This window comes from Flavobacterium sp. WC2509, from assembly GCF_052683105.1.
The window spans coordinates 1,482,782-1,508,785 of record NZ_JBQZFG010000001.1 but is presented as its reverse complement, the minus strand read 5'-3'; the positions used below and the strand labels follow the sequence as shown (position 1 = coordinate 1,508,785).

Below are 26,004 nucleotides of genomic sequence, written 5' to 3'. Positions count from 1 at the left end.
ATCCAGCGCTACATTACAAGTCCTCGCTGCCTCAACTATTTTTCTAACCATAAAAGGAGCTTCCTTTGATCGCTCTTTTATGGCAAGAAAAATGAGTTGTTTCAGCTCCGGGCTTTTCATTTCGATCTGGGCTAGGGCATTGAGTTTCAAAACAAATATAGATTTATATGACAAAATAGCACTAAATTGATTTTGGATACATTTTTGATTTACATTAAAAACATATTTTGACAATCGTATGTAATTTAGAAATGGAAGAAAATAATTTTAAATTCACGAATGCCGTAATAGGAGTACCACTTTTTTTTGTGTTATTCTTGTGGTTTGTATATTGGTTAGAAATTCGTTTTGGTTTTGATTTTGACGATAACGGAATTTTACCAAGAACGATTTCGGGATTACAAGGCGTTATTTTTAGCCCATTTATTCATTCGAATATCGAACATCTCTATAATAATTCTATTCCATTAGTAGTTCTGTTAGCGGCGCTATTCTTTTTTTATAGTAAAGAAGCATGGAGTATAGTGATATTCGGGATTTTATTTTCGGGTAGTTTGACATGGCTCATCGGAAGAGAAAATTATCATATTGGAGCTAGTAGTCTAATTTATGTATTGGTTTCCTTTATTTTTTTTAAAGGACTGCAAACACAGTATTATCGTTTGGTAGCGTTGTCACTAACCGTTATCGTTCTGTATGGCGGAATGGTTTGGTATGTTTTTCCAAAAGTAGATGATACCATTTCTTGGGAAGGTCATTTATCAGGTTTGATTTCAGGTTTTATACTAACTTTTTTCTACAAAAAACAAGAATTTAAGAAAGTAATAAAATACGATTGGCAACGCCCTGATTACAATCCTGCAGAAGATAAATTTATGCAACGATTTGATGAGAATGGTAATTTTGTCAATTTACCAAAACCTGAAATTGAGGAAGAACCTGAATTAGAACTCATAGATCCTTTTTTCTTTACAAATACAAATGTTTTTTATGATTATACCGAAAATCAAGAATCTTTAAACGAAAAAAATGAATCAAAACCAGAGTCTTAATTCATTCTTTATAAGTTTTTTAAATCTAAAAATCGTTAATCTATATTCAAAAATCTAAAATATTTTTAACTTCTCTGTCTTACTGCTTCATATAAAAAAGCACCACAAGCTACAGAAACATTCAAAGAACCTATTGTTCCAAACATAGGAAGCTTTGCTTTCTCGTCTACAATTTTAAGTACAGAAGGGTTTACTCCTCTGTCTTCCGACCCCATGATAATTGCTAAAGGCTCGTTTAAAGAAATATCATAAATATTTTGATCTGTTTTTTCAGTAGCAGCAACAGTTTTAATACCACTGGCCTGCAAAAGGAAAATAGCATCTTTGATATGTTCTACTTTACAAATCGGAATATTAAATACCGCACCTGCTGAAGTTTTTACAGTATCACCATTTACTGGAGCTGAACCTGCTTTTTGAACAATAATTCCATTTACACCAGTACATTCTGCCGTTCTAATTATGGCACCAAAATTACGTGCATCCGAAATTTGATCTAAAATTAAAAACAAAGGTTTTTTACCATTTTCAACAACGGTATCAATTAAGGTTTCTAAATCAAAAAATGAAATAGGAGAGATGCTTGCTACAGCACCTTGATGATTATTTGGGGTTAATCGGTTTAGTTTTTCAACGGGAACATAAGAGAAATTGATGTTGCCACGTTTCATCACTTTCATTAAGTCTTTCATAAGTTCGCTACTAGCTTCCTTTTGTATATAGACTTTATCAACTGTTGCGCCTGCTTGTATGGCTTCAATTATTGCTCTGATTCCAAAAATTTGATGTTCTTTTTCCATGGTGCAAATATATAAAAAAAACCACCCCGAAATGGGATGGTTTTATGTTTTTCAAATTGATCTAAATTAAAGTTATTCATTAAATTAGATTATTGAGGAAAAATATTAACGAGTTCCTCCAGCCCACCAAACTTTTTCTTTATACACATAACTTCCGTCGCCAAATACTGACTTAACGTTGTCATTTGTAGATACATCAGAATCTCCATAAGGTAATCTAAGTGGAAACTGAGTTGCATTCTTAGGATTTGCTAATTGAATTGGATGTGCAGCTGCAGATCCATACATGGCAAGCAAACGTCTGTAGTCGTTGAATGCTTCAGCTGACTCGTTTTCGTAGAAAGAGAAATATTTTTGTACCGCAATTTCTTTTAGTAAACTAGCATTAGTTGTAATGCCTAATCCTGCAACATAAGTGGTTGCATTTGTTGTTGAAAAATTAACACTTTCATCTTTATTGAAAGCGGCATTTACAGCAGCAGTCAAACTAGCTGTACTTGTTACTGCTGTAGAGTTTCTTGCTTCAGCTTCCGCTTTGATGAATAATAGTTCGTGGTAGCTTAACATAAATATCGGATTGCTTGAGTTTGATAATGCTGATTGCGAATAAGTTTGGCTCTGAGAACTAACGCCATTATCATAAAGTACTAAAATAGCTGGTGTTCCAATTTTTGTAAAATAGCCGTTAGCACGAGGATCATTTGCTCTAGCGAATAATTTTTCATATAAGCTTTTGCTTGCAAATAAATAATTTCTTTCAGTTTTGAATTGATCGTAAGGATTAGGAATACTTGAATTGTTCATCTTGAATTCCTCATTTTTATTTGTAAATGATTTACTTACATACGTTAATACTTTAGCGTAATCAGGATTTTTAAATGAAAGACGTAATGTATATCGTGCCAACAAACCATTAGCAGCTTTTATCCATTTAGAAATGTGTACTGCTTCCGTGTCTTCTTTTTTATAATATATTAAATCCTGAGTTCCTAAAACTGGATAAGTTGATGTTTTTCCTAAATTAATAATAGCATCGTCTAGAGTTGCAAAAACAATTTTGTACAAGTCTTCTTGACGATCCAATTTAGGTTGGAAAATTACACCAGGTTGAAAAGCTTCAGTAAAAGGCACATCTCCGAACATATCAGTTAGCAAGGCTAAATTATATGCATAAAGGACTTGAGCTATTCCCAGTGTATTGTAGTTGCCTTTTTCCGAACCAGTTGAACATTTGTCGATAATCAGCTTTAGGTTGTACATTGTTCGATATATGCTGTTCCAAGAGTTGTTAAAAGTAGTCTGATTTTGAGGTTCAGAATTTCTTATCTCCGCATTGTACATTTGCCCAAAACCACCTGCGTTTAATTCTACATAAACACCAGTGTAAAATGGTATTTCTGAACCAGTATTGCTAAATGCCGTACTTGTCATGGCGTCAGTAATGGCAAAACGACTTGGTACGTCTGTTGGGTTGTTTACATTGGTGTTGATATCATCCATTACATCCTCCGAACAAGAATTTAATGAAATTGACGCAATAATCACCGAAAGTAATATGATTTTATATTTTTTCATGATTTTTTGAATTATATTAATTAATTGTTAGATTCAATCCAACTCCAATGCTTGTTGTCTGTGGAACAGATAATCTTTCAAAACCTCCTGCCATATTATTATTTCCTTGTGAAGATTCTGGATCTAAATTTGGCATCGCGGCCCATAATAGGATGTTTCTTGCAAATGCAGAGATACGGAGGTCGAGCACTTTTGAAAATTGTGGAATAGTGTATCCCAATGATAATTCTCTTAGTTTTACGAAAGAAGCATCATATATAGCAGTCTCAGCAATATTTGCATACGCTGTATTATAAAGAGCTTGTTTAGTCACTGCTTTTGTGTTTACTGCTCCAGTTTCAGTTACACCCTCTTGAACTATTAATTCATCACGGTTTCCTGTTTTAGTGCTTAATCCGTAGGTGTCTAACAAAGAATTTGTTCCGCTATACATTTTACCTCCATTTTTCCAATCGAAAGTAGCTGAAAGGGTTATTTTTTTGTATCTAAAAGAAGTTGTTCCTCCTAAGGTGAATTTTGGCGCTACCTCTCCAAGTGATTTAGTTTCTCCAGACTTAGGTAATCCATTAGCATCAACTATAATATTTCCATTAGCATCTCTTGCAAAGGCTGTTCCGTAAATGACAGGAAAACGTTCTCCTATACTAGCTCTAATTTGAGGTGTTGAAAATCCTCCTAAGAAAATATTTTGCACTCCTTCTTTTAATTCATCTACGTAGTTATCGATTTGTGTGTAATTTGCTGATATAGTCCAATCGAAATTAGTGGTTTTAAATGGGATGACACTTAGTATTAATTCATGGCTATTGGTGTGAATTTTACCTCCATTCGTTATTAATTCCGCAGCACCAGTAGAACCAGCTAATGGTACATTGAAAATTTGATCTATTACATCTTGTCTGCTAAATGTATAGTCTATGCTAATACGATTTTGAAACAATCGTATTTCGCCACCCAATTCATATGATTGTGTGTTTTGAGGTTTTAAGTTCGGATCGTATTGGACGTTGTTAGGTATGTATGAATTTACACCACCAACGGGGTAATTTACAGGAGTGTTTTGCCAGAAGCCACCTTCGTAGTCAGGTACTGTATAGTAGTTTTCTTTATAAGTATCAGCAGGTTGACCTACTTCAGCCCAAGATGCTCTCAGTTTAGCAAAAGATATTGTTGAGTTACCTTTTAGGGCTTCTAATTCAGTTAATACCAAGCCTAATGATACTGAAGGGTACACAAATGAACGATTATTTCGGGGCATTTGTGATACAATATCTTTTCTTATTGTGCTACCTAGGAAGATAAAGTTTTTGTATGACAAATTTAAGTTTCCAAAAAGACCAAAAGTTCTAAAGTTGTTAATTTCGTCTGAAGCAACTGTTTGTTGGGTATTACTTAAATTAGGCCAGCCACCAAAGTTAAGGTTATTACCTATCATCTCGTATTTTTTGTTATGTCTGTCGTTAATTTCATTACCAACTAGGGCTGTTAAATTTAAATCATCGGAAATTTTGTATTCATAATTTGCTGTAAATAATGAATTTATAGTTCGGGATGTGATTCCGTAAATTTTTAAATGACCTGGTGTAGTTTGTGCGTTTCCATATTCTTGAATGTCTCTATAATCTGTACTATATGAATCGGCACCAAGCTGGTAACGGAATGATAATTTGTGTTGGTCGTTTGTTGATATTTTTGGAGCAAATTCAATGTAGCTATTTCCATAAAAACGATTCGTCTGTTCGTCAAATATATTGTGCGCGGCAGCCCAATAAGGGTTGTTAAATCCAGTGCCTCTGTAATAGACTTGTTTATAGGGATCTGTGCTACTTTCGTATCCATTTCCTTTTAAATCGTAGCTTATTGGGCTCGCATAGGCGCCTGCAACTGATGAGTCATTTGCACCTGTAGCTTTGTCAATTTTTGACTGAACATAATTGCCTACAAATCCAGTTTTCCATTCACGCCCTAACTTTGTGCTAAATGCTCCTTTTGCATTATAACGAGTATAACCTGTGCCTGGAATAAAACCATCTTGATTTGTTGAACCAAAATTGAATGCATAATTGCTTGTTTCAGTTGCTTGTGTTATGCCTAAAGAATTGTTTACAGTTATTCCTGTTGTGAAAAAGTCACCAAAATTATCATATACCTTTGGACTTACCCATGGGTCTAGACCAGCAGTAGCTCTTTGTGGTACATAATATTGACCTGCATGAGCCGTTATGTTTCCACCATTATTAATGTTGGGAACGTTACCTCCATACAGTGTACTATTTGGTAAATCAGAAATTTTAGATCCCCAAGTTAGTGAATTTGTAGGATTGTAATTGCCACCTACTCCTTGAGCATATTGATTTTGATAATCAATCGATCTAGATATATTGTCGGCACTAAGTGAGCTTGAAAAAGTTATTGTAGGTTTTCCATTTTTAGAGGCGCCTTTACCACTTTTTGTGGTGATTACAATAACTCCATTTGTAGCTCTCATTCCATAAAGTGCTGCTGCAGCTTGACCTTTTAAAACATTTATTGATTCAATATCATTTGGATCGATATCTACAGCTCTGTTGGCACTGTCTGCTCCAGTTACACTGTCATCAGTATCGTAATCAGCAGTTGATGCTACAGGCATACCGTCAATTACATATAGAGGAGTGTTGTTTGTACTAAATGAACGAGCTCCACGAATTACAATTTGAGAAGAAGCTCCTGGAGCACCACTTGAAGGAGTGATAGTTACACCAGCTAATTTTCCTTGAAGAGCTCCAGCTAGGCTACTGTTGTTCCCTCTGGTTAATTCTTCTGCTTTAACTTCTTGTGTAGCATAACCTAATGCTTTTTTCTCTTTCTTAATTCCCAGTGCTGTTACTACTACACTTTCTAGTTGGGTTGCATCGCTTGTTAAATTTACATTTACTAATGTTGAACTTGCAGACTTCTCTGAAGTTTTCATTCCAATATAGCTAAACACCAATATAGCATCTGGTGTTGCTTTGATAGAATATTTCCCATCAAAATCTGATTGTGTTCCATTTTTTGTCCCTTTTACTAATACACTTACACCTGGTAAAGGCATACCTGCATTGTCAGTGACAACTCCTGAAACAGATCTTTCTTGCGCAAAGGTTAATTGCGTCACTAGTACTAAAAGTAGCACTAAGAATCCATTGAACTTTAGTTTCATTTTTGATTTTTTTTGAATTAGTATCGTAAAATTCACAATAATTTGTTAATTAACCTAATATTTGGAGCCTTTTTCTTGAAAATAAATTAAATATTTTAACGCAACATTATGTTTTTGTTATAAATATTTGTTTTTCTTTTGGTTAGTAGGTAGATGTTTTAATGTGTTATTTGTAATTTTTTGTGCCTAATGAAATTTAGTTGTTAATGTTTTTCCTTTATTTTGATAATGTGCAAAGTTTTAAATGTTAACATTTAGATTGTTTAATAGTGATTTAAAGTACTATTTTGTATGTCCAGAATTGATAAAATTGCTTGAAATTTCTTCAAATTATGAAAACAAAAGTTCCTATTACTTAAGTCTTAAATAGAGTTACTAACTAATTTTACAAAGATTATTTCTTTGATTTTTATAGAAAATTATATTGTAGAAAGTTTTTTGTAACATATACATATAAAAAAAACCACCAGCTAAGCTGATGGTTTCTATATGAATTATTTGTGATTGTTAATTAGTCAACATCCCAAAATAATTTAGTTTTTAATTTATCCCCTCCAATTGAACTTGAAGCAGCTTGGTAATTTGTAGCATTTAAGGTTTGCTCTCTAATAGGGTATGTCATTCTTGAAGGAACTTGACCTTCAGCAGCTTGATCTGCTGTAGCAGGTGGAACAAGTACTGGGAAGTTTAATCTTCTTGTAGATGTCCATCCTTCAAAACCTCTATTAAATTTTGCATACCATGATTGTTCACCGATTCTTTGTTGCCATGTACCTGTAGCAGTTGCATAAGCAACTGTAGGTTGTGCTAAGTATGTAGCAATATCGGTAGCAGAGATTTCCCAATCTTCCATAGATGCAGTGATTGCAGCTGTATAGTGAGATTCTATTGTTCCTCCTACTGCAACTCCTCTTGCAACTGCTTCAGCTAATAAAAACTCTACTTCAGAATAATCTAAAAGTGTTCCTTTGAAATTAGCCTCTTGAATAGCATTACTAACATGTGTGAATTTGCTGTAACTGTTTTTAGTACCAACAACACCGCCTTTGTAAGGAAGGATAACGATTGGTTCAACATCATTACCATCATCGTCTTTTAAGTGTAAATTTGTTGCGAAATATGCCGTAGTTCTTGGGTCATTTTTCGCTACAATAGCATCAACAAATGGTTTTGCAGGAACAAAGTCATGTCTTCCTGAAAATACTAAATCCTCATAGATAGGATTAGTATTCGGTAGGTTTTTCATGTATGGTAATTTTGCATTATCTTCATTTGACGTAAAGGCTCCTGCAGCTCCTGTAAGGATAGCATTATTTGCAATAGCAGATTCTAATCCTGAAGCTTTAAGATTGATACCCAATTTTAATTTGATACTGTTCGCGAATTTTACCCAAGCCTTTAAATCATCACTGTAGATTACATCAGCTGTGTCAAATGCTGTACCATGTGTGTCAATTGTTGCGATGTCTTTATCCAAACGAACAATAAGATCTTTGTATATATCTAATGCTTTGTCATATTTAGGTAAATAATCTCCTGAACCTTTTAAAGATTCTGTATAAGGTACGTCTCCAAAAGTATCAACAAGTATTTGATACGTATAAACAGTTAAGATATCAATTAAAATTAATTGATTTTTCTTTACAATTATTTTTGTAGCGTATTCTGGGTCGTTTGCTAAAATTTCAGAATTTTCTATGCTTTTTTTAGCGGTCATTAAGTTAGCTAAAGGTCCTACATACAATTGATTCCAATGATTGTCTGAAATTTTTCTAGTTGTCCAGTTGTAATTAGACTCGTCTAGATAAGTAGTTTCTGTCCATTGTTGGTTAACTAATCTGAAAATGTTTTTATTAACATTTGAATTTACCAATTGGTCTGTCAGTGTTTTTTCAGCACTTGTAAATAAAGTAGATGGTGGAACCGCTGATGGGTTTTTTTCATCCACATTTAAGTCTGTAAGAGCATTATCGTCACAAGATACTGTGAGGATAAGAAGTCCTAAGGCATATATTATTTTTTTCATTTCTTTTTGTATTAAAATTTCAATGTTAAGTTAAACCCGATATCTCTTGTTGTAGGAAGTGATCCTACTGAGTATCCTCTTGAGCTGTTTCCTGATGATAATCCACTTTCAGGGTCAGCATAAGGTAGGTTTTTGCTAATAATCCATAGATTTGAGCCTAACAAACTTAATGAAGCACTATTAACAAATGTTCCTTCAAACATAGTTTTAGGGAAGTTGTAAGTAATAGAAACTTCTCTCAATTTTACGTAAGAAGCATCATAAATAAACGCTTTGTTTGGTTCAGCTGTATAACCATAATTGTTGGAAAAAACTCCAGGGCCATTTGCAGCAGCATTACTATTAACTGTTGAAACAGTATTTGGTGTACCGTTTGGAGCAACTCCAGCATTTACAATACCAGTTTCTCTAATAGTTCCTTCAGCAGTTTCTTTGTATAATCCTGTTGCAAGTCCGTAATACATATCTAGTGAGAAAATATCACCACCTTGTTGAGTGTCAATTAAAAATCCTAAAGAGATATTTTTGTAAGTGAATTTGTTTCTAATACCTCCCATCCAGTCTGGAGTAACGTTTCCAATATTGTTGGTAGCAGAGGTAGTAATTAAATATCTACCAGTACTTTGATCTACAGTTTTTTCACCATTAGTATATACATAGTCTGTTCCTTTTAAAGTACCGTATGCTTCACCAGGTGTTGCATTTACAGTAACACCACCTTGGAAAGATCCTAATTGTAAGTTATCTACTCCTTCAGGTAATGAAATTACTTTACTTTTATTGTTAGACCAGTTTACAGTAATATCCCAACTAAAATCTTTAGTTCTGATTGGTGTTCCAGTTAGTTGTATCTCTAAACCTTTGTTTTCGATATTACCACCGTTTACATAAGCGTTTGTATATGAGGATGCAGATGAAACTGCTGCAGCAACGATTTGATCTACAGAGTTAGTTTTGTAGTAAGTTGCATCAAAACCTAAACGTCTGTCAAAAAAGCTACTCTCTAAACCAACTTCAAATGATTTTGTTCTTTCAGGTTTAAGGTTTGGATTATTATTGATACTACGGAATGGATTTTGTAATGCGTTCGTGTAAACAGGTTGGTCTTGGAAATTTGGATTTCTGTTGTAAGTGTTTACTAAGCTTAATGCAGGTGCATCATTACCAACTTCAGCATAATTTACTCTAAGTTTTCCTAAGTTTAACCAATCAGCTTTAAGTACATTAGAAAAAACAAATGACCCAGAAACTGCAGGATAAACGTATGAGTTATTTCCTTTTGGTAATGTAGAAGAAGCATCTCTTCTGATAGATGCGTCAATAAAATAAGTATCTAGATACCCAACAGATCCTTGAGCATAAATACCATTTACACCAGCATTAATATCTTGCTCTTTAGGGAAAGGTAGTTCATATCTAGAATTAGATAATGCATAAATACCTGGAGTTACTAAACCACCAAGTGTTGAAGCAAGTACATTGTCTTTATCAGTTCTTCTGATACTTCCACCAAGTACTCCGTTTAAGCTAATGTTTTCGCCGATTTTTTTGTTAAAATTTAACATTAAATCATAGTTAACTTCTTGGAAGTTAATAGTGTTTCTTTGGTATCCTGAAGCTTCATCTGCAGGAGAAAGTCCAAATGCTGCTGGTATAGAACCTACTGCTCTTCTTTCTTCTTGAAGTTGATTATAAGTATCTAATGATACTCTACCTAGAGCACTCATCCAATCTGTAATCTTGTAGTCAAGAGAAGCATAACTAAATAAACGTGTTCTGTTATCTGATGAATAATTTTGATAACGTGTGAAGTACGGGTTATCCCAGTAAATAGGTGTTAGTCCTTCAGGAGTTGTTGGGTCAGCCCAGTTCCATGTCACATTTTGACCTCCAGAAGCATTGTAAACTTGCTCTAAAGATTTAATGTCTGTGTTTGTTTGCCACCATTGTCTAAAAGTACCCATGATGTTGTCATTGTAACCTGTAGAGTTTCGACCTACAGTATTTTGTAGTGTTACAGCAGCATAAACATTTGCAGTTAATCTATCTGTTATTTTTTGACTGAATCTAGCGCTTAATTGATTTTTTTTCAATTCACTATTTGGCATAATACCAGTTTGATTCGTGTTTACATAAGACATAGATAAACTTGATCTTTCAGTAGATTTCTCAAGTGAGATACTGTTTGTAAAAGTTTGTGCAGTTTCGAAGAATGTAATTGGGCCATTTTTAGCAGCTGTCCAAGGAGTAGCTTTTCCGTAATTTGGAGAGTATGGAGTGAAAGCATCCCATTGGTATACTGGTTCACCAGTAAAGGCATCTCCGTATGAAGCATCATTTGATGTATCTACAGTGTCAGGTGTTCCGGTTCCTAAGAATGAACTTCCAAATCCATAACCTGATCCGTATTTGTTTTGGTATTCTGGGAAAGTTGATTTATCAACAGTTCCAATAGATGCATTACTAGAAAAAGTAAAACCAACTTTATTATCTTTAGTTGCTTTACCTTTTTTTGTAGTAACCATTACTACACCATTACTCGCTCTTGATCCGTATAAAGCTGTTGCAGCCGCACCTTTAAGAACGTTAATACTCTCGATGTCTTCTTGGTTAATATCAGAAATAGTGTTACCGTAATCATAACCACCACCACCAGTTAACTGAGTTGTAGCGTTTGAATTGGAATTATCAACAGGTACACCATCAATTACCCATAGAGCTTGATTGTTTCCTGTTAAAGATTTATTACCTCTAATTACAACGTTTGTAGAACCACCAAAGTTAGTATTTCTTGATACTTCAAGACCTGCTACTTTTCCTGAAAGTAGATTTGCGACGTTAGGTGTTGCAGTACCACCGTTTAGGTCTTTTCCTGAAACTTGTTGAGAAGAGTATCCAAGAGATTTTTTCTCTCTTTTAATTCCCATAGCTGTAACAACTACACTTTCTAATTGTGTTGCATCACTAGCTAATTTCACATTGAGTGTTGTAGAGCTTGCAGATTTCTCTGAAGATTTCATACCAATGTAGCTAAATACTAGTACATCATTTGGTGTTGCTTTGATGGAGAATTTCCCATCAAAATCTGATTGAGTTCCATTTTTTGTTCCTTTAACTAATACACTCACACCTGGTAAAGGTATGCCTGCATTGTCCGAAACAACTCCTGAAACAGATCTTTCTTGCGCAAAAGTAATTTGCGCTACTAGCACTACAAGGAGTACTAGGAATCCATTTAACTTTAGTTTCATTTTTAAATATTTTGAATTAGTGCAGCAAAAATCATAATAATTTGTTAACCATCCTATAACATTCAAAAATTTTTATGCATGCATAATGATTTTACATTTTTAACCCATAACGATAATAATGTTATAAATAATAATAAGTTTTATGTCATTAAGGAGATTTTTTAACAGATTTATTTCTGAATATTTAAAAAAGTAGTTTTTTGCAATACTAATAATATTTTTTTGTAACAAATTAACTAATTTTTGTTATAAAAAAAACAAGCTTTGTAGTGTTAAAATTTAACGTTGTAATTTATGGTAACGATGGTGTTGGAGAACTTTAATTCCTCATTTTTTGTCTTACCGTTTGAGATGGCAAATTTTAATAACCCATTTAAAGTTTGGGCGCCTAAACCGAGTCCGATCCCTAGAAGCTTTTCGTTTTTTGTAAAGCTTGAAAGTGTAGGGTCTTCATAATAACAGTAGTCTAGGATTGAATTTAAGTATAGACTAGGGGATAGTAGGTATTTGTATTCTGTAATGACGGCTAACATCAAATTGGCTTGTAGGCTATTTTCTGAAAATCCTCTTATGGAGTTGATTCCTCCAAAACGATATAGTTCATTTGTGATGTAGTCTTTGCTTTTTAGGTAATAATTTTGGCTTTTAAAAGTTATGATGTTTTTTTCGTCAATATAAAAGTCATTCATTAAGTTGAGATTGATGAAATTTTGTTTTAACGAGGGATTTGTGGTTGTTGTTCTATTTCCAGTGCCGAGAATGAGGTTTAGATATGATTTTGTTGGTAGTAGTTTGTTTTTGGTGTTGTTTTTCTTGTATTCTACTGTAGAGGTGTAAAAAGTGTTTTTGTAATCAGTTATATTTTGACTGTTTAGATTTTGGATATCGCTTGACTCAGTTGATTCGAATCCAAGGTAGATTCGTTTGTTGTAGTTTAAGAAATATCCCAATTGTAATGCGGTTTTGGTGTTTTGAAAAATACTGTCTTGTTTGAAAATATTGATCTGTGCTTTTATGGCAATTGGACTATTGAATAAATAAGGGATATTTAAATTGGCATTAAATAGTTTTTGGTTATTTCCATCGTTCTTCCAGTAAATGGATAGTTCTTCTCCGTTTCTAAGGGCGTTTACTAAAGTTAGGTCTAGGTAGCCATTAAATTTTACTTTTTCGTTTTCTTCATTGTTGAAGCCTAAGTATCCGTCAAAATTATTGGCTTTTCTTTTTTCTAAATAAACAAATACTTTAGTGGTGTCTTGAGTGAATAATATTTCAGGAAATTTAATTTGGCTGACAAATCCGAATTCTTCAAAGTCTAGACTGATTTGTTGAACGGTTTCCTGGTTGAAAATTTTGTTTTTATATTTTTTGCTAATTTGTTTTTCGGCTCCTTTTGGAAATATTTTTTTTTGTTGTTGATCGCTGTATTTTATTTCAATAGAGTTTAAATTTCTCCTGTTGCTTGTTGAGATTGATAAGTCGGCATATAGATTTTGGTTTCTTTGTTGGATATTAATGAGTTTTATTTTTGCGAATGCATATCCATTTTTTTCTAAATTTTGTAGAGTGTGTTTTAAAAAGACTTCTGTTTGTGAATATGGTAATGTTATAGAATCTTTGTTTGTTTCAAATAAATTGAATGGTAACGAATTATTTTTTGCACCTATATATATATGTATGTGTTTGATTTTTTGTCCAAGAGAAATTTTAGCACTATAACTACTGTTGTTTTCTTTGATTTTGTCTAATAGCTGATTGTTGATATAGCCTGTTTCTGATAGCTTTTTGCTAATTGTATTTATTTCTTCAATTATTTGCTTAGTGTTTTGTTTTTCTTTGGAGTAGCCAATGGAGTCAATTATTTTGGTTTCAAATGTTGTTTGTCCAATTATTTTTAATTGAATGGTTTGACTTTTTGAAGTCAAATAAGTAAGTAAAAAAAATAGAATAAGAATTTTTGATTTCAATTTTTGATTTCTTTTGATATTTGATAACGCAAATATCCATCGTTTGTTACAATAATCATAATGTTTGTCTTTGAAGTTGTCATTGTTGTTGTTCTCTTTTTTGGCTTCTTGGGTGTTTTGTTGGTGTGATGTATTTTGTTAAAAGACAAATGTTTACTTCTTTTGAAAATAAATCAATTATGGTTTGTAGAGTGAAAATTAATTTATACATTTGCAACCCCGTAAAAAGCGGGATTTTAATATAATAAGAAATTTTAGTATTTAATTATGCCAACAATTCAACAATTAGTAAGAACAGGAAGAACTCAGATAACTAAGAAGAGTAAATCGGTTGCTTTAGATTCTTGTCCTCAAAGAAGAGGGGTTTGTACGCGTGTTTACACTACTACACCAAAAAAACCAAACTCTGCAATGCGTAAAGTTGCGCGTGTACGTTTGACAAATGGTAATGAAGTGAATGCTTACATCCCTGGAGAAGGACACAATTTACAAGAGCACTCGATAGTATTAGTTAGGGGTGGAAGGGTAAAAGATTTGCCAGGAGTTAGATATCACATCGTTCGTGGTGCACTTGATACATCAGGTGTAGCAGGAAGAACGCAAAGAAGATCTAAATACGGAGCAAAACGACCAAAAGAAGCGAAAAAGTAATTTAAAAAATTATTCTTGTAGAGTTGCGATCTATTGCGACTAGATAAGTATGAAATTTTATTAAAAAAAAGACATGAGAAAAAGAGCGGCAAAGAAAAGACCACTTTTACCAGATCCAAGGTTTAACGACCAATTGGTAACGCGTTTTGTGAACAACTTAATGTGGGATGGTAAGAAATCAACAGCTTTTAAAGTTTTTTATGATGCAATTGACATCATTGAAACTAAAAAGCAAAATGACGAAAAAACTTCATTAGAAATCTGGAAAGATGCTTTAACAAACGTTATGCCTCACGTAGAAGTACGTAGTCGTAGAGTAGGTGGAGCTACATTTCAAATTCCAATGCAAATTAGACCAGACAGAAAAATTTCTATGGCTATGAAATGGTTGATTCTTTATTCAAGAAGAAGAAACGAAAAATCTATGGCTCAGAGATTAGCTTCAGAATGTTTAGCTGCGGCTAAAGAAGAAGGAGCTGCTGTTAAGAAAAGAATGGATACTCACAAGATGGCAGAAGCTAATAAAGCTTTCTCTCACTTTAGATTTTAATTCTTAAGAAATGGCTAGAGAACTTAAATATACAAGAAACATAGGAATTGCTGCTCACATTGATGCTGGTAAAACAACAACAACTGAGCGTATATTATTCTATACTGGAAAATCACACAAAATTGGTGAAGTACACGATGGTGCTGCAACAATGGACTGGATGGCACAAGAGCAAGAAAGAGGTATTACAATTACTTCTGCAGCTACAACTTGTGAATGGAATTTTCCAACTACACAAGGTAAAATTTTACCTGAAACATTGCCTTACCACTTTAATATTATTGATACTCCGGGACACGTTGACTTTACAGTTGAAGTAAACCGTTCTTTGCGTGTACTTGATGGTTTGGTTTTCTTATTTAGTGCTGTTGATGGTGTTGAGCCTCAATCTGAAACTAACTGGAGACTTGCAGATCAATACAGAGTGCCGCGTATTGGTTTCGTTAATAAAATGGATAGACAAGGTTCTAACTTTTTGGCAGTTTGTCAACAAGTAAGAGATATGTTGAAATCAAACGCTGTTGCAATCACTTTGCCAATCGGTGAAGAGAATGATTTTAGAGGTGTTGTAGATTTAGTAAGAAACCAAGCTATTGTTTGGGATGATGCTGGAATGGGGGCGACTTATGAAGTTGTTGATATTCCTGCTGATATGATCGCTGAAGTAAAAGAATACAGAGATATTCTTATTGAAGCAGTTGCTGATTATGATGAGAACTTGCTTGATAAGTATATGGAAGCTCCAGAATCTATCACGGAAGAGGAGATTAACACTGCATTAAGAGCTGCAGTAATGGATATGGCTATCATTCCTATGATTGCTGGTTCATCTTTTAAAAACAAAGGAGTTCAATTCATGTTAGATGCTGTATGTAAATACTTGCCATCTCCAATGGATAAAGAAGGTATCGAAGGAATTCACCCTGATGATGCTGAATTATTAGAAGAAGATCAAACTAAAATCTTGCGTAAGCCAGATGTTAAAGAGCCATTCGCTGCTTTAGCATTTAAAATTGCTACTGACCCATTCGTTGGTCGTTTAGCTTTCTTCCGTGCTTATTCAGGACGTTTAGATGCTGGTTCTTATGTATTGAATACTCGTTCTGGCAACAAAGAAAGAATTTCTCGTATCTACCAAATGCACGCTAACAAACAAAATCCAATCGAATATATTGAGGCTGGAGATATTGGAGCTGCTGTTGGATTTAAAGATATCAAAACTGGAGATACATTGTGTGATGAAAAACACCCAATTATTCTTGAGTCAATGAAATTCCCTGCACCGGTAATTGGTATTGCTATTGAGCCTAAAACTAAAGCTGACGTGGATAAAATGGGTATGGCTTTGGCTAAATTAGCTGAAGAGGATCCAACTTTTACAGTTAGAACTGATGAGGCTTCAGGGCAAACTATTATCTCTGGTATGGGTGAGCTTCACTTGGATATCTTAGTTGATAGAATGAAACGTGAATTTAAAGTTGAAGTAAACCAAGGTGAGCCTCAAGTTGAATATAAAGAAGCGTTTACTAAAAAAGCACAACATAGAGAGACTTATAAAAAACAATCAGGTGGTCGTGGTAAATTCGGTGATATCGTATTTATTCTTGAGCCAGCAGATGAAGTTGATGGTAAAGCTCCAGTTGGATTGCAGTTTGTTAACTCTGTAAAAGGAGGTAACGTACCAAAAGAATATATTCCTTCTGTAGAGAAAGGTTTCCGTGAAGCTATGAAAACTGGTCCTTTAGCAGGATACCAAGTGGATAGTTTGAAAGTTACTTTATTGGATGGATCTTTCCACCCTGTGGATTCTGATGCACTTTCTTTTGAGCTTGCAGCTAGAATGGGTTATAGAGAAGTAGCAAAAGCTGCTGGAGCTGTAATTCTTGAGCCAATCATGAAAATGGAAGTTATTACACCAGAAGAAAACATGGGAGATATCGTAGGTGATATTAACCGTCGTAGAGGTCAAGTGAATGACATGGGAGATAGAAATGGTGCTAAAACTATTAAAGCAGATGTGCCATTGTCTGAAATGTTTGGATATGTAACAACTTTAAGAACTTTGTCTTCAGGTCGTGCAACATCTACAATGGAATTTTCACACTACGCTGAAACACCTTCTAATATTTCAGAAGCAGTTATCAAAAAAGCAAAAGGAAACGCATAATCTTTAAGAAAATGAGTCAAAAAATCAGAATAAAATTGAAATCTTACGATCACATGTTGGTAGATAAGTCTGCTGAAAAGATTGTAAAAACAGTAAAAACTACTGGTGCTGTTGTAACTGGGCCAATCCCATTGCCAACTCACAAAAAACTTTTTACAGTATTGCGTTCTCCACACGTAAACAAAAAAGCAAGAGAGCAGTTTGAAGTAATGTCATACAAGAGATTAATTGACATTTATTCATCTTCATCTAAAACTATTGATGCTTTAATGAAACTTGAATTGCCAAGTGGAGTTGAAGTTGAAATCAAAGTTTAAGTACTTTAAGAGTAAAAAGGAACGCTGTTTTTAGGTAAAAAATATTTTTTTGGTTTGTGTGTAAATATGTTATACATTTGCACCCACTTAAAAAATAGGATTTGCTTAAAAGCTGCGTTCTATATTTATATTTAATAATTAATAATTAATATTTATGTCTGGGTTAATTGGTAGAAAAATCGGCATGACTAGTATTTTCGACGAAAACGGGAAGAATATTCCTTGTACAGTAATCGAAGCTGGACCATGCGTTGTTACCCAAGTCAGAACCAAAGGTGTTGACGGGTACGAAGCGTTGCAACTTGGTTTCGATGACAAAAACGAGAAACATTCCACAAAAGCGGCTGTAGGTCACTTTAAGAAAGCGGGAACTGTTGCTAAGAAAAAAGTCGTTGAATTCCAAGATTTCGCAACTGAACAAAAATTAGGAGATCTTATTGATGTTTCTATTTTTGCTGAAGGAGAATTTGTAGATATACAAGGTGTATCTAAAGGTAAAGGTTTTCAAGGGGTTGTTAAACGTCACGGTTTTGGTGGTGTTGGACAAGCAACTCACGGTCAACACAACCGTTTAAGAGCGCCAGGTTCTGTAGGAGCTTCTTCTTATCCATCTAGAGTATTCAAAGGAATGCGTATGGCTGGAAGAATGGGAGGAGATAATGTAAAAGTTCAAAACCTTAGAGTTTTAAAAGTAGTTTCTGAAAAGAATTTACTTGTTGTTAAAGGATGTATTCCTGGTTGCAAAAACTCTTATGTAATCATTCAGAAGTAATGGAAGCAAAAGTATTAGATTTCAACGGAAAAGATACTGGAAGAAAAGTTCAACTTTCTGATTCAGTATTTGGTATAGAGCCAAATAATCACGCAGTATATCTTGATGTTAAGCAATATCTTGCTAATCAACGTCAAGGAACGCACAAGGCTAAAGAAAGAGCTGAAGTAGCGGGAAGTACTCGTAAGATAAAAAAACAAAAAGGAACTGGTACTGCTCGTGCGGGTAGTGCAAAGAATCCATTGTTTAAAGGTGGTGGAACAGTTTTCGGACCAAGACCAAGAAGTTATTCATTCAAATTGAATAAAAGCTTGAAACGTTTGGCTAGAAAATCTGCTTTCTCAATTAAAGCAAAAGAGTCGAATATTATCGTTCTTGAAGACTTTAATTTTGAAACACCAAACACTAAAAATTTCATTAATGTTTTGAAAGCTTTAGAGTTAGAAAATAAAAAATCACTGTTTGTGTTGGGTGATACCAATAAAAACGTATATTTGTCGTCACGTAATTTAAAAGCGTCTAACGTTGTAAGTAGTTATGAATTAAGCACTTACGCTATTTTAAATGCTAATAATTTAGTGCTTTTAGAGAGTTCTTTGGAAGTAATTGAAGAAAATTTAAGTAAATAATAGGATATGAGCATCATAATTAAACCTATAGTAACGGAAAAAGTAACCAAAGAAAGTGAAGTTTTAAACCGCTTCGGATTCGTTGTTGACAGAAAAGCAAACAAAGTACAAATTAAGAAAGCTGTTGAGGCTGCTTATGGAGTAAATGTTTTGAGTGTTAATACAATGAATGTGAGACCGGATAGAACTACAAAATACACTAAAAGTGGTTTAATCAGTGGAAAGACTAACGCTATTAAAAAAGCGATTGTTCAAGTACAAGAAGGAGAAACAATTGATTTTTACAACAATATCTAAGATAAAATGTCAGTAAGAAAATTAAAACCTATTACCCCAGGTCAGCGATTTAGAGTTGTGAATGGTTATGACGCCATTACAACTGATAAGCCGGAACGCTCTTTGATAGCACCGATAAAAAACTCTGGAGGTAGAAATAGTCAAGGAAAGATGACCATGCGTTATACGGGTGGTGGTCACAAGCAGAGATATCGTATTATTGATTTCAAACGTACAAAAGAAGCAATTCCAGCTACAGTGAAATCAATTGAATATGATCCAAATCGTACTGCATTTATCGCTTTATTAGCTTATGCTGATGGTGAGAAAACTTATATTATTGCTCAAAATGGATTGAAAGTTGGACAGAAAGTTGTTTCTGGACCAGAATCTCAACCTGAAATTGGTAATACTTTACCTTTAAGCAGAATTCCTTTAGGAACTGTTATTTCTTGTATCGAATTGAGACCAGGTCAAGGAGCTGTAATTGCTCGTTCTGCTGGAACATTTGCTCAATTAATGGCAAGAGATGGAAAATATGCAACAATTAAAATGCCTTCAGGTGAAACGAGATTAATCTTGTTGACTTGTTCAGCTACAATTGGAGCAGTTTCTAATTCAGACCACCAATTAGTTGTATCAGGAAAAGCTGGTAGAACAAGATGGTTAGGAAGAAGACCTAGAACAAGACCTGTTGCAATGAACCCTGTTGATCACCCAATGGGTGGTGGTGAAGGACGTTCTTCTGGTGGACATCCACGTTCAAGAAATGGAATACCAGCTAAAGGTTATAGAACTCGTTCTAAGAAAAACCCGAGTAACAAGTATATCGTAGAACGTAGAAAGAAATAATAAGATATGGCACGTTCATTAAAAAAAGGACCTTTCGTTCATTATAAGTTAGAAAAGAAAGTTGAAGAAAACATCGCAGGTGGAAATAAAGGAGTAGTAAAGACTTGGTCTAGAGCTTCTATGATTACTCCTGACTTCGTTGGACAAACTATCGCAGTTCATAACGGTCGTCAATTTGTACCAGTTTACGTAACAGAAAACATGGTAGGTCACAAATTAGGAGAATTTTCACCAACTAGATCTTTTAGAGGTCATGCTGGAGCAAAAAATAAAGGTAAAAAATAAGAAGCAATGGGAGTTCGTAAAAGAGAAACAGCAGATGCGAGAAAAGAGGCTAATAAGTCTATAGCTTTCGCAAAATTGAATAACTGCCCTACTTCACCTAGAAAAATGCGCTTAGTAGCGGACTTGGTAAGAGGTCAGAAGGTAGAGAGAGCACTTAACATATTAAGATTCAGTTCGAAAGAAGCTTCAAGAAAATTAGAAAAACTATTATTATCTGCAATCAATAACTGGGAGCAAAAAAATAGTGAAGGTAATCTTGAAGAAGCTGGATTATTTGTTAAAGAAATCCGTGTAGATGGTGGAATGATGTTAAAAAGACTTCGTCCAGCTCCACAAGGTAGAGCACACAGAATAAGAAAACGTTCTAATCACGTTACAATCGTGTTAGGAGCTATCAATAACACACAAAGCAATTCTTAGGCAGCATGGGACAAAAGACAAATCCAATTGGAAATAGACTTGGTATCATCAGAGGATGGGACTCAAACTGGTATGGTGGAAATGATTACGGTGATAAATTAGCCGAAGATCAAAAAATCAGAAAGTATATCCACGCTCGTTTATCAAAAGCTAGTGTATCAAAAGTAATCATCGAGAGAACTTTGAAACTTGTAACCGTTACTATCACTACTGCAAGACCTGGTATCATTATTGGGAAAGGTGGACAAGAGGTAGACAAGTTGAAAGAGGAACTTAAGAAAATTACTGACAAAGAGGTTCAAATCAACATCTTTGAAATTAAAAGACCTGAACTTGACGCGTATCTAGTTGCTACAAGCATCTGTCGTCAAATCGAAAGCCGTATTTCTTACAGACGTGCAATCAAAATGGCTATTGCTGCTTCTATGCGTATGAACGCTGAAGGTATCAAAGTTTTGATTTCTGGTCGTTTGAATGGTGCTGAGATGGCTCGTTCAGAGGGTTTCAAAGAAGGTAGAATTCCTCTATCAACTTTCAGAGCTGATATTGATTATGCTTTGGCTGAAGCTCATACTACTTATGGTAGAATGGGTATCAAAGTATGGATCATGAAAGGTGAAGTTTACGGAAAGAGAGATCTTTCTCCACTTGCCGGAATGGACAAAAAACAAGCTGGTGGTAAAGGTGGAGATGCTCCAAGAGGAGACAGAAAGCCTTTTAATAAAGGTGGAAAACCTGACGCTCGTAAAAGAAAGTAATTTTTTAAATTTAAAGAAAAATGTTACAACCTAAAAGAACAAAATACCGTAAGGTACAAAAGGGTAAAATGAAAGGGAACTCTCAAAGAGGGCATGAACTTTCTAATGGAATGTTTGGTATTAAATCTGTACATGAAGATGGAATGTTCTTAACCTCTCGTCAAATCGAAGCTGCACGTATCGCTGCAACTCGTTTTATGAAAAGAGAAGGACAATTATGGATCAAAATATTTCCAGACAAACCTATCACTAAGAAACCTCTTGAGGTACGTATGGGTAAAGGTAAAGGTGCCGTTGAATATTGGGCTGCCGTTGTTAAACCCGGAAGAATTATGTTTGAAGTTGGAGGAGTTCCTTTGTCAGTTGCAAAAGAGGCGTTACGTCTTGCAGCTCAAAAACTTCCAGTAAAAACTAAATTTGTCATAGCTAGAGATTTCGAAGCATAATTAATATTATATTATGAAACAATCAGAAATAAAAAATCTTTCTATAGCTGAGTTGCAAAGTGCACTTAGCCAAGCTAAGAAAGCACATGCTGACCTAAAATTAGCTCACGCTATCTCACCAATTGAAAATCCACTTCAAATTAGAAGTGCTAGAAGAACAGTTGCAAGATTAGCTACAGAGCTTACTAAAAAAGAATTACAATAATTGTATTCTGCTTAAAGATGGAAGAAAAAAGAAATTTAAGAAAAGAAAGAATTGGGGTTGTTACTTCAAACAAAATGGATAAATCCATTGTAGTTGCTCAAGTAACTAAAGTAAAACACCCATTATACGGTAAGTTCGTGTTGAAAACAAAGAAATTTGTTGCACATGACGAAACAAACGACTGTAACATTGGAGATACTGTAAGAATTAGCGAAACGCGTCCTTTGAGTAAATCAAAATGTTGGAGATTAGTTGAAATCCTAGAAAGAGCTAAATAATTATGGTACAACAAGAATCAAGACTAAAAGTAGCAGATAACACAGGAGCTAAAGAAGTTTTAACTATCCGTGTTTTAGGAGGTACCAAAAGAAGGTATGCCTCTGTTGGAGACAAGATTGTAGTATCAATTAAAGACGCAACACCTAACGGAAACGTTAAAAAAGGTGCTGTTTCAACTGCAGTTGTTGTACGTACCAAAAAAGAAGTGAGAAGAGCTGATGGTTCTTATATCCGTTTCGATGATAATGCATGTGTTCTTTTGAATGCTGCAGGGGAAATGAGAGGAACTCGTGTTTTTGGTCCGGTAGCAAGAGAACTTCGTGAAAAACAATTCATGAAAATTGTATCATTAGCACCAGAAGTGCTTTAATTCGTTTTAAGATGATAAAGCTAAAAATAAAATCAGGAGATATCGTAAGAGTAATTGCTGGGGACCATAAAGGTGCTGAAGGTAAAGTATTACGTGTTTACCGTGAGAAAAACAAAGCGATTGTTGAAGGTGTAAACATGGTTTCTAAACATACGAAACCTAGTGCAAAAAGCCCTCAAGGTGGTATTGTAAAAAAAGAAGCTTCTATTCAAATATCTAACATTTCTCTAATTGATCCTAAAACTAAGGAAACAACAAGAGTAGGTATTAGAGTTGAAGGAGATAAGAAAGTAAGATTTTCAAAAAAATCTAATCAAGTACTATAGTAATGGCATATATACCTAGACTAAAAGAAGAATATAAGAGTAGAGTTATCTCTGCTCTTAAAGAAGAATTCGGTTACACAAACGTTATGCAAGTTCCAAAATTGGAAAAAATCGTTTTGAGTAAAGGAGTTGGTGCAGCAGTATCTGATAAAAAATTGATTGACTATGCAGTTGATGAATTAACTAAGATTACTGGACAAAAAGCAGTATCTACTATTTCAAAGAAAGACGTTGCGTCTTTTAAATTGAGAAAAGGGATGCCTATTGGAGCAAAAGTTACTTTGCGCGGTGAAAGAATGTATGAGTTTTTAGATAGACTTATTACTTCTTCATTGCCACGTGTTAGAGATTTCAGTGGTATTAAAGCAACTGGTTTTGACGGTAGAGGAAACTATAATTTAGGTGTTTTAGAGCAAATCATTTTCCCTGAAATTGATATTGACAAAGTAAATAAAATATCTGGAATGGACATTTCTTTTGTTACTACTGCAAAAACAGACAAAGAAGCAAAGTCATTGTTGGCTGAATTAGGTTTACCTTTTAAAAAGAATTAAGATATGGCTAAAGAATCAATGAAAGCCCGTGAGGTTAAAAGAGAAAAAACGGTAGCTAAGTATGCTGAGAAAAGAAAAGCTTTATTAGAAGCTGGAGATTTCGTAGGTTTGCAAAAATTACCGAAAAATGCTTCGCCAGTTCGTTTGCACAATCGTTGTAAATTGACAGGTAGACCAAGAGGGTATATGCGTCAATTCGGTATTTCACGTGTTACATTTCGTGAAATGGCAAATAATGGACTAATTCCAGGTGTTAAAAAAGCAAGCTGGTAATAAATATTATTTGCGATTTTGATATTTCAACAGATAGTTGTAAGTTTGCCGGATTTTTGTCGGTAAATTGACAACTATCTGTTGATTAATTATTAATGAGTTTAATGGTTTAAGGTTCTTCCGGAAGGTCCGGTAAGAAAACCAAGACCACAATTTTATACATATGTATACAGATCCAATTGCAGATTATTTGACGAGAGTTAGAAACGCTGTGGCTGCAAACCACAAAGTTGTCGAAATTCCAGCATCTAATCTTAAAAAAGAAATAACAAAGATCTTATTTGATCAAGGTTATATCTTAAGCTACAAGTTTGAAGACAACTCTGTTCAGGGTTCAATCAAAATCGCTTTGAAGTATGATAAAGATACTAAAGAGCCTGTAATCAAAGATATCCAAAGAATTAGTAAACCAGGTTTACGTAAGTACGCAGGTGCTTCTAAAATCCCGAGAATCCTTAACGGATTAGGAATTGCTATTGTTTCAACTTCAAAAGGTCTTATGACTGGGAAACAAGCTAAGCAATTAAATGTAGGTGGAGAAGTAATTTGTTACGTATACTAATTTTAAAGACTATATAAGATGTCAAGAATAGGTAAAAGCCCAGTAACAATACCAGCTGGTGTAACTATTACAGTTGCAGACGGTATTATTACTGTAAAAGGAAAAAACGGTCAACTAACTCAGGAGTTTTCGGACGTAACTGTAACAGTTGAAGGAGATCAAGTTCTAGTAGAAAGATCTTCTGATCATAAAGACCAAAGAGCAAAACACGGTTTGTACAGATCTTTAATTAATAACATGGTTATTGGTGTAACAGAAGGTTTTACAAAATCTTTAGAATTGGTTGGAGTTGGTTATAGAGCTTCAAATCAAGGACAAAAATTAGATTTAGCACTTGGTTTCTCTCACAATATTATATTAGAAATAGCTCCAGAGGTTGCTCTTGAAACTATCTCTGAAAAAGGTAAAAACCCTATTGTGAAATTAACATCATTGGATAAACAACTTTTAGGTCAGGTTGCTGCGAAAATCAGAGGTTTCCGTAAACCAGAGCCGTACAAAGGAAAAGGTGTTAAATTTGTAGGTGAAGTATTAAGAAGAAAAGCAGGTAAATCAGCTTAAAAAATAAGATTATGTCATTAACAAAACCTGAAAGAAGACAACGTATTAGATTCAGAATTAGAAAAACGATTAGTGGTATTGCTACTAAACCGAGACTATCTGTTTTTAGAAGTAACAAAGAAATTTATGCTCAATTAATTGATGATGTAAATGGAGTTACTATATTAGCTGCTTCTTCAAGAGAAAAAGAAATTGGAAACGGTACGAATATTGAAGTGGCTACTGCAGTAGGAAAACTTATTGCAGAGAAAGCTTTAAAAGCTGGTATAAATGATGTTACTTTCGATAGAGGAGGTTACTTATACCACGGTCGTATTAAATCATTAGCGGAAGGCGCGAGAGCGGCTGGACTTAAATTCTAAGATAGTATGTCTAATAAATACAAGAATATAGAGTTAGTAAAACCAAGTGGTCTTGAATTAAAAGATCGTTTGGTGAGTGTAAATCGTGTTACTAAGGTTACAAAGGGTGGTAGAGCTTTCGGTTTTTCTGCTATTGTAGTTGTAGGTGATGAAAACGGAGTTGTAGGTCATGGATTAGGAAAATCTAAAGACGTTTCTGAAGCAATTGCGAAAGCAGTAGAAGATGCAAAGAAAAATCTTGTAAAAATTCCTTTGAATGGACAATCAGTTCCTCACGAACAAAAAGGTAAATTTGGTGGTGCACGTGTATTTTTAATTCCTGCCTCTCATGGTACAGGAGTTATTGCTGGTGGAGCTGTTCGTTCAGTTCTTGAATCAGTTGGAATTCATGATGTATTATCTAAATCACAAGGATCTTCAAATCCTCACAACGTAGTGAAAGCAACTTTTGATGCTTTATTACAAATGAGAAGTGCTTATACTGTTGCAAAACAAAGAGGTGTTTCTTTAGAAAAAGTTTTTAAAGGTTAATTC

Annotated in this window: 29 protein-coding genes; 23 read left to right on the top strand and 6 right to left on the bottom strand. The window is 34.3% G+C overall.

The window, feature by feature from the left end:
* Positions 1 to 251: 251 nt before the first annotated feature.
* The gene (locus ACUN3A_RS06380; RefSeq protein ID WP_445550475.1) at positions 252 to 1,052 is read left to right on the top strand and encodes a rhomboid family intramembrane serine protease; all 801 of its coding nucleotides are present in this window, start codon (positions 252 to 254) and stop codon (positions 1,050 to 1,052) included.
* A 65-nt stretch (positions 1,053 to 1,117) separates the two neighbouring features.
* Here ACUN3A_RS06380 and rlmB read toward each other — a convergent pair whose 3' ends face one another.
* From rlmB to ACUN3A_RS06350, 6 genes are all read right to left on the bottom strand, one after another.
* Positions 1,118 to 1,852 carry a 23S rRNA (guanosine(2251)-2'-O)-methyltransferase RlmB gene (gene rlmB, locus ACUN3A_RS06375; RefSeq protein WP_445550474.1) on the bottom strand — a complete coding sequence of 245 codons (735 nt, stop codon included), beginning with the start codon at positions 1,850 to 1,852 and terminating at the stop codon, positions 1,118 to 1,120.
* A gap of 105 nt (positions 1,853 to 1,957) precedes the next feature.
* Entirely contained in the window at positions 1,958 to 3,427 is a 1,470-nt protein-coding gene (locus ACUN3A_RS06370) for a SusD/RagB family nutrient-binding outer membrane lipoprotein (protein WP_445550473.1), read from the bottom strand.
* 16 nt (positions 3,428 to 3,443) lie between these two features.
* Positions 3,444 to 6,611 carry a SusC/RagA family TonB-linked outer membrane protein gene (locus ACUN3A_RS06365; RefSeq protein WP_445550472.1) on the bottom strand — a complete coding sequence of 1,056 codons (3,168 nt, stop codon included), beginning with the start codon at positions 6,609 to 6,611 and terminating at the stop codon, positions 3,444 to 3,446.
* Between the two features lie 511 nt (positions 6,612 to 7,122).
* Positions 7,123 to 8,637 (bottom strand): SusD/RagB family nutrient-binding outer membrane lipoprotein, encoded by a 1,515-nt coding sequence (locus tag ACUN3A_RS06360; RefSeq protein WP_445550471.1) that lies wholly within the window; start codon positions 8,635 to 8,637, stop codon positions 7,123 to 7,125.
* Between the two features lie 11 nt (positions 8,638 to 8,648).
* Positions 8,649 to 11,888, bottom strand: coding sequence for a SusC/RagA family TonB-linked outer membrane protein (locus ACUN3A_RS06355; RefSeq protein WP_445550470.1), 3,240 nt, complete (start codon positions 11,886 to 11,888; stop codon positions 8,649 to 8,651).
* Between the two features lie 272 nt (positions 11,889 to 12,160).
* The gene (locus ACUN3A_RS06350; protein WP_445550469.1) at positions 12,161 to 13,855 is read right to left on the bottom strand and encodes a hypothetical protein; all 1,695 of its coding nucleotides are present in this window, start codon (positions 13,853 to 13,855) and stop codon (positions 12,161 to 12,163) included.
* 267 nt (positions 13,856 to 14,122) lie between these two features.
* On the opposite strand from ACUN3A_RS06350, the gene rpsL reads away from it, so the two are divergent.
* The 22 genes from rpsL (at position 14,123) to rpsE (ending at position 26,001) form a co-directional block, all read left to right on the top strand.
* Positions 14,123 to 14,506, top strand: a complete 384-nt coding sequence (gene rpsL / locus ACUN3A_RS06345) for a 30S ribosomal protein S12 (RefSeq protein ID WP_007136570.1) — start codon at positions 14,123 to 14,125, stop codon at positions 14,504 to 14,506.
* A 73-nt stretch (positions 14,507 to 14,579) separates the two neighbouring features.
* Positions 14,580 to 15,056, top strand: coding sequence for a 30S ribosomal protein S7 (gene rpsG / locus ACUN3A_RS06340; RefSeq protein ID WP_026727879.1), 477 nt, complete (start codon positions 14,580 to 14,582; stop codon positions 15,054 to 15,056).
* 10 nt (positions 15,057 to 15,066) lie between these two features.
* Positions 15,067 to 17,223: an elongation factor G gene (gene fusA / locus ACUN3A_RS06335; RefSeq protein ID WP_445550468.1), complete on the top strand. Its 2,157-nt coding sequence runs from the start codon at positions 15,067 to 15,069 to the stop codon at positions 17,221 to 17,223.
* An 11-nt stretch (positions 17,224 to 17,234) separates the two neighbouring features.
* Positions 17,235 to 17,540: a 30S ribosomal protein S10 gene (gene rpsJ / locus ACUN3A_RS06330; RefSeq protein ID WP_007803605.1), complete on the top strand. Its 306-nt coding sequence runs from the start codon at positions 17,235 to 17,237 to the stop codon at positions 17,538 to 17,540.
* Positions 17,541 to 17,694: 154 nt separating this feature from the next.
* Positions 17,695 to 18,312 (top strand): 50S ribosomal protein L3, encoded by a 618-nt coding sequence (gene rplC, locus ACUN3A_RS06325; RefSeq protein WP_315262992.1) that lies wholly within the window; start codon positions 17,695 to 17,697, stop codon positions 18,310 to 18,312.
* A complete protein-coding gene (rplD, locus tag ACUN3A_RS06320; protein WP_445550467.1) occupies positions 18,312 to 18,941 on the top strand; it encodes a 50S ribosomal protein L4 in 630 nt (209 codons plus the stop codon). Before rplC ends, rplD begins: the two co-directional genes overlap by 1 nt.
* 6 nt (positions 18,942 to 18,947) lie before the next feature.
* Complete coding sequence (gene rplW, locus ACUN3A_RS06315) at positions 18,948 to 19,238, top strand: 50S ribosomal protein L23 (protein ID WP_077377770.1); 291 nt, start codon at positions 18,948 to 18,950, stop codon at positions 19,236 to 19,238.
* A 6-nt stretch (positions 19,239 to 19,244) separates the two neighbouring features.
* Entirely contained in the window at positions 19,245 to 20,069 is an 825-nt protein-coding gene (gene rplB / locus ACUN3A_RS06310) for a 50S ribosomal protein L2 (RefSeq protein ID WP_077377767.1), read from the top strand.
* Between the two features lie 6 nt (positions 20,070 to 20,075).
* Positions 20,076 to 20,354, top strand: a complete 279-nt coding sequence (gene rpsS / locus ACUN3A_RS06305) for a 30S ribosomal protein S19 (protein WP_024981511.1) — start codon at positions 20,076 to 20,078, stop codon at positions 20,352 to 20,354.
* Between the two features lie 6 nt (positions 20,355 to 20,360).
* On the top strand, positions 20,361 to 20,774 hold the full coding sequence (rplV, locus tag ACUN3A_RS06300) for a 50S ribosomal protein L22 (protein ID WP_007803631.1): 414 nt from the start codon (positions 20,361 to 20,363) through the stop codon (positions 20,772 to 20,774).
* Positions 20,775 to 20,779: 5 nt separating this feature from the next.
* A complete protein-coding gene (gene rpsC / locus ACUN3A_RS06295) occupies positions 20,780 to 21,532 on the top strand; it encodes a 30S ribosomal protein S3 (protein ID WP_115813675.1) in 753 nt (250 codons plus the stop codon).
* Between the two features lie 20 nt (positions 21,533 to 21,552).
* A complete protein-coding gene (gene rplP / locus ACUN3A_RS06290; protein ID WP_100433326.1) occupies positions 21,553 to 21,978 on the top strand; it encodes a 50S ribosomal protein L16 in 426 nt (141 codons plus the stop codon).
* Between the two features lie 13 nt (positions 21,979 to 21,991).
* Positions 21,992 to 22,183: a 50S ribosomal protein L29 gene (gene rpmC, locus ACUN3A_RS06285; protein WP_445550466.1), complete on the top strand. Its 192-nt coding sequence runs from the start codon at positions 21,992 to 21,994 to the stop codon at positions 22,181 to 22,183.
* A 17-nt stretch (positions 22,184 to 22,200) separates the two neighbouring features.
* Positions 22,201 to 22,461, top strand: a complete 261-nt coding sequence (rpsQ, locus tag ACUN3A_RS06280; RefSeq protein ID WP_026706247.1) for a 30S ribosomal protein S17 — start codon at positions 22,201 to 22,203, stop codon at positions 22,459 to 22,461.
* 2 nt (positions 22,462 to 22,463) lie between these two features.
* Positions 22,464 to 22,832, top strand: coding sequence for a 50S ribosomal protein L14 (rplN, locus tag ACUN3A_RS06275; RefSeq protein ID WP_007803649.1), 369 nt, complete (start codon positions 22,464 to 22,466; stop codon positions 22,830 to 22,832).
* An 11-nt stretch (positions 22,833 to 22,843) separates the two neighbouring features.
* Positions 22,844 to 23,158, top strand: coding sequence for a 50S ribosomal protein L24 (gene rplX / locus ACUN3A_RS06270; RefSeq protein WP_035668111.1), 315 nt, complete (start codon positions 22,844 to 22,846; stop codon positions 23,156 to 23,158).
* A 2-nt stretch (positions 23,159 to 23,160) separates the two neighbouring features.
* A complete protein-coding gene (rplE, locus tag ACUN3A_RS06265) occupies positions 23,161 to 23,712 on the top strand; it encodes a 50S ribosomal protein L5 (RefSeq protein WP_315263014.1) in 552 nt (183 codons plus the stop codon).
* A gap of 3 nt (positions 23,713 to 23,715) precedes the next feature.
* On the top strand, positions 23,716 to 23,985 hold the full coding sequence (gene rpsN / locus ACUN3A_RS06260) for a 30S ribosomal protein S14 (protein ID WP_026707007.1): 270 nt from the start codon (positions 23,716 to 23,718) through the stop codon (positions 23,983 to 23,985).
* Positions 23,986 to 24,148: 163 nt separating this feature from the next.
* Positions 24,149 to 24,547 carry a 30S ribosomal protein S8 gene (gene rpsH, locus ACUN3A_RS06255; protein ID WP_100433328.1) on the top strand — a complete coding sequence of 133 codons (399 nt, stop codon included), beginning with the start codon at positions 24,149 to 24,151 and terminating at the stop codon, positions 24,545 to 24,547.
* Between the two features lie 18 nt (positions 24,548 to 24,565).
* Positions 24,566 to 25,108, top strand: a complete 543-nt coding sequence (rplF, locus tag ACUN3A_RS06250; protein WP_445550465.1) for a 50S ribosomal protein L6 — start codon at positions 24,566 to 24,568, stop codon at positions 25,106 to 25,108.
* Positions 25,109 to 25,119: 11 nt separating this feature from the next.
* Complete coding sequence (gene rplR, locus ACUN3A_RS06245) at positions 25,120 to 25,470, top strand: 50S ribosomal protein L18 (protein WP_100843392.1); 351 nt, start codon at positions 25,120 to 25,122, stop codon at positions 25,468 to 25,470.
* A 6-nt stretch (positions 25,471 to 25,476) separates the two neighbouring features.
* On the top strand, positions 25,477 to 26,001 hold the full coding sequence (gene rpsE, locus ACUN3A_RS06240; RefSeq protein WP_100433331.1) for a 30S ribosomal protein S5: 525 nt from the start codon (positions 25,477 to 25,479) through the stop codon (positions 25,999 to 26,001).
* The last annotated feature ends 3 nt before the right edge of the window (positions 26,002 to 26,004 follow it).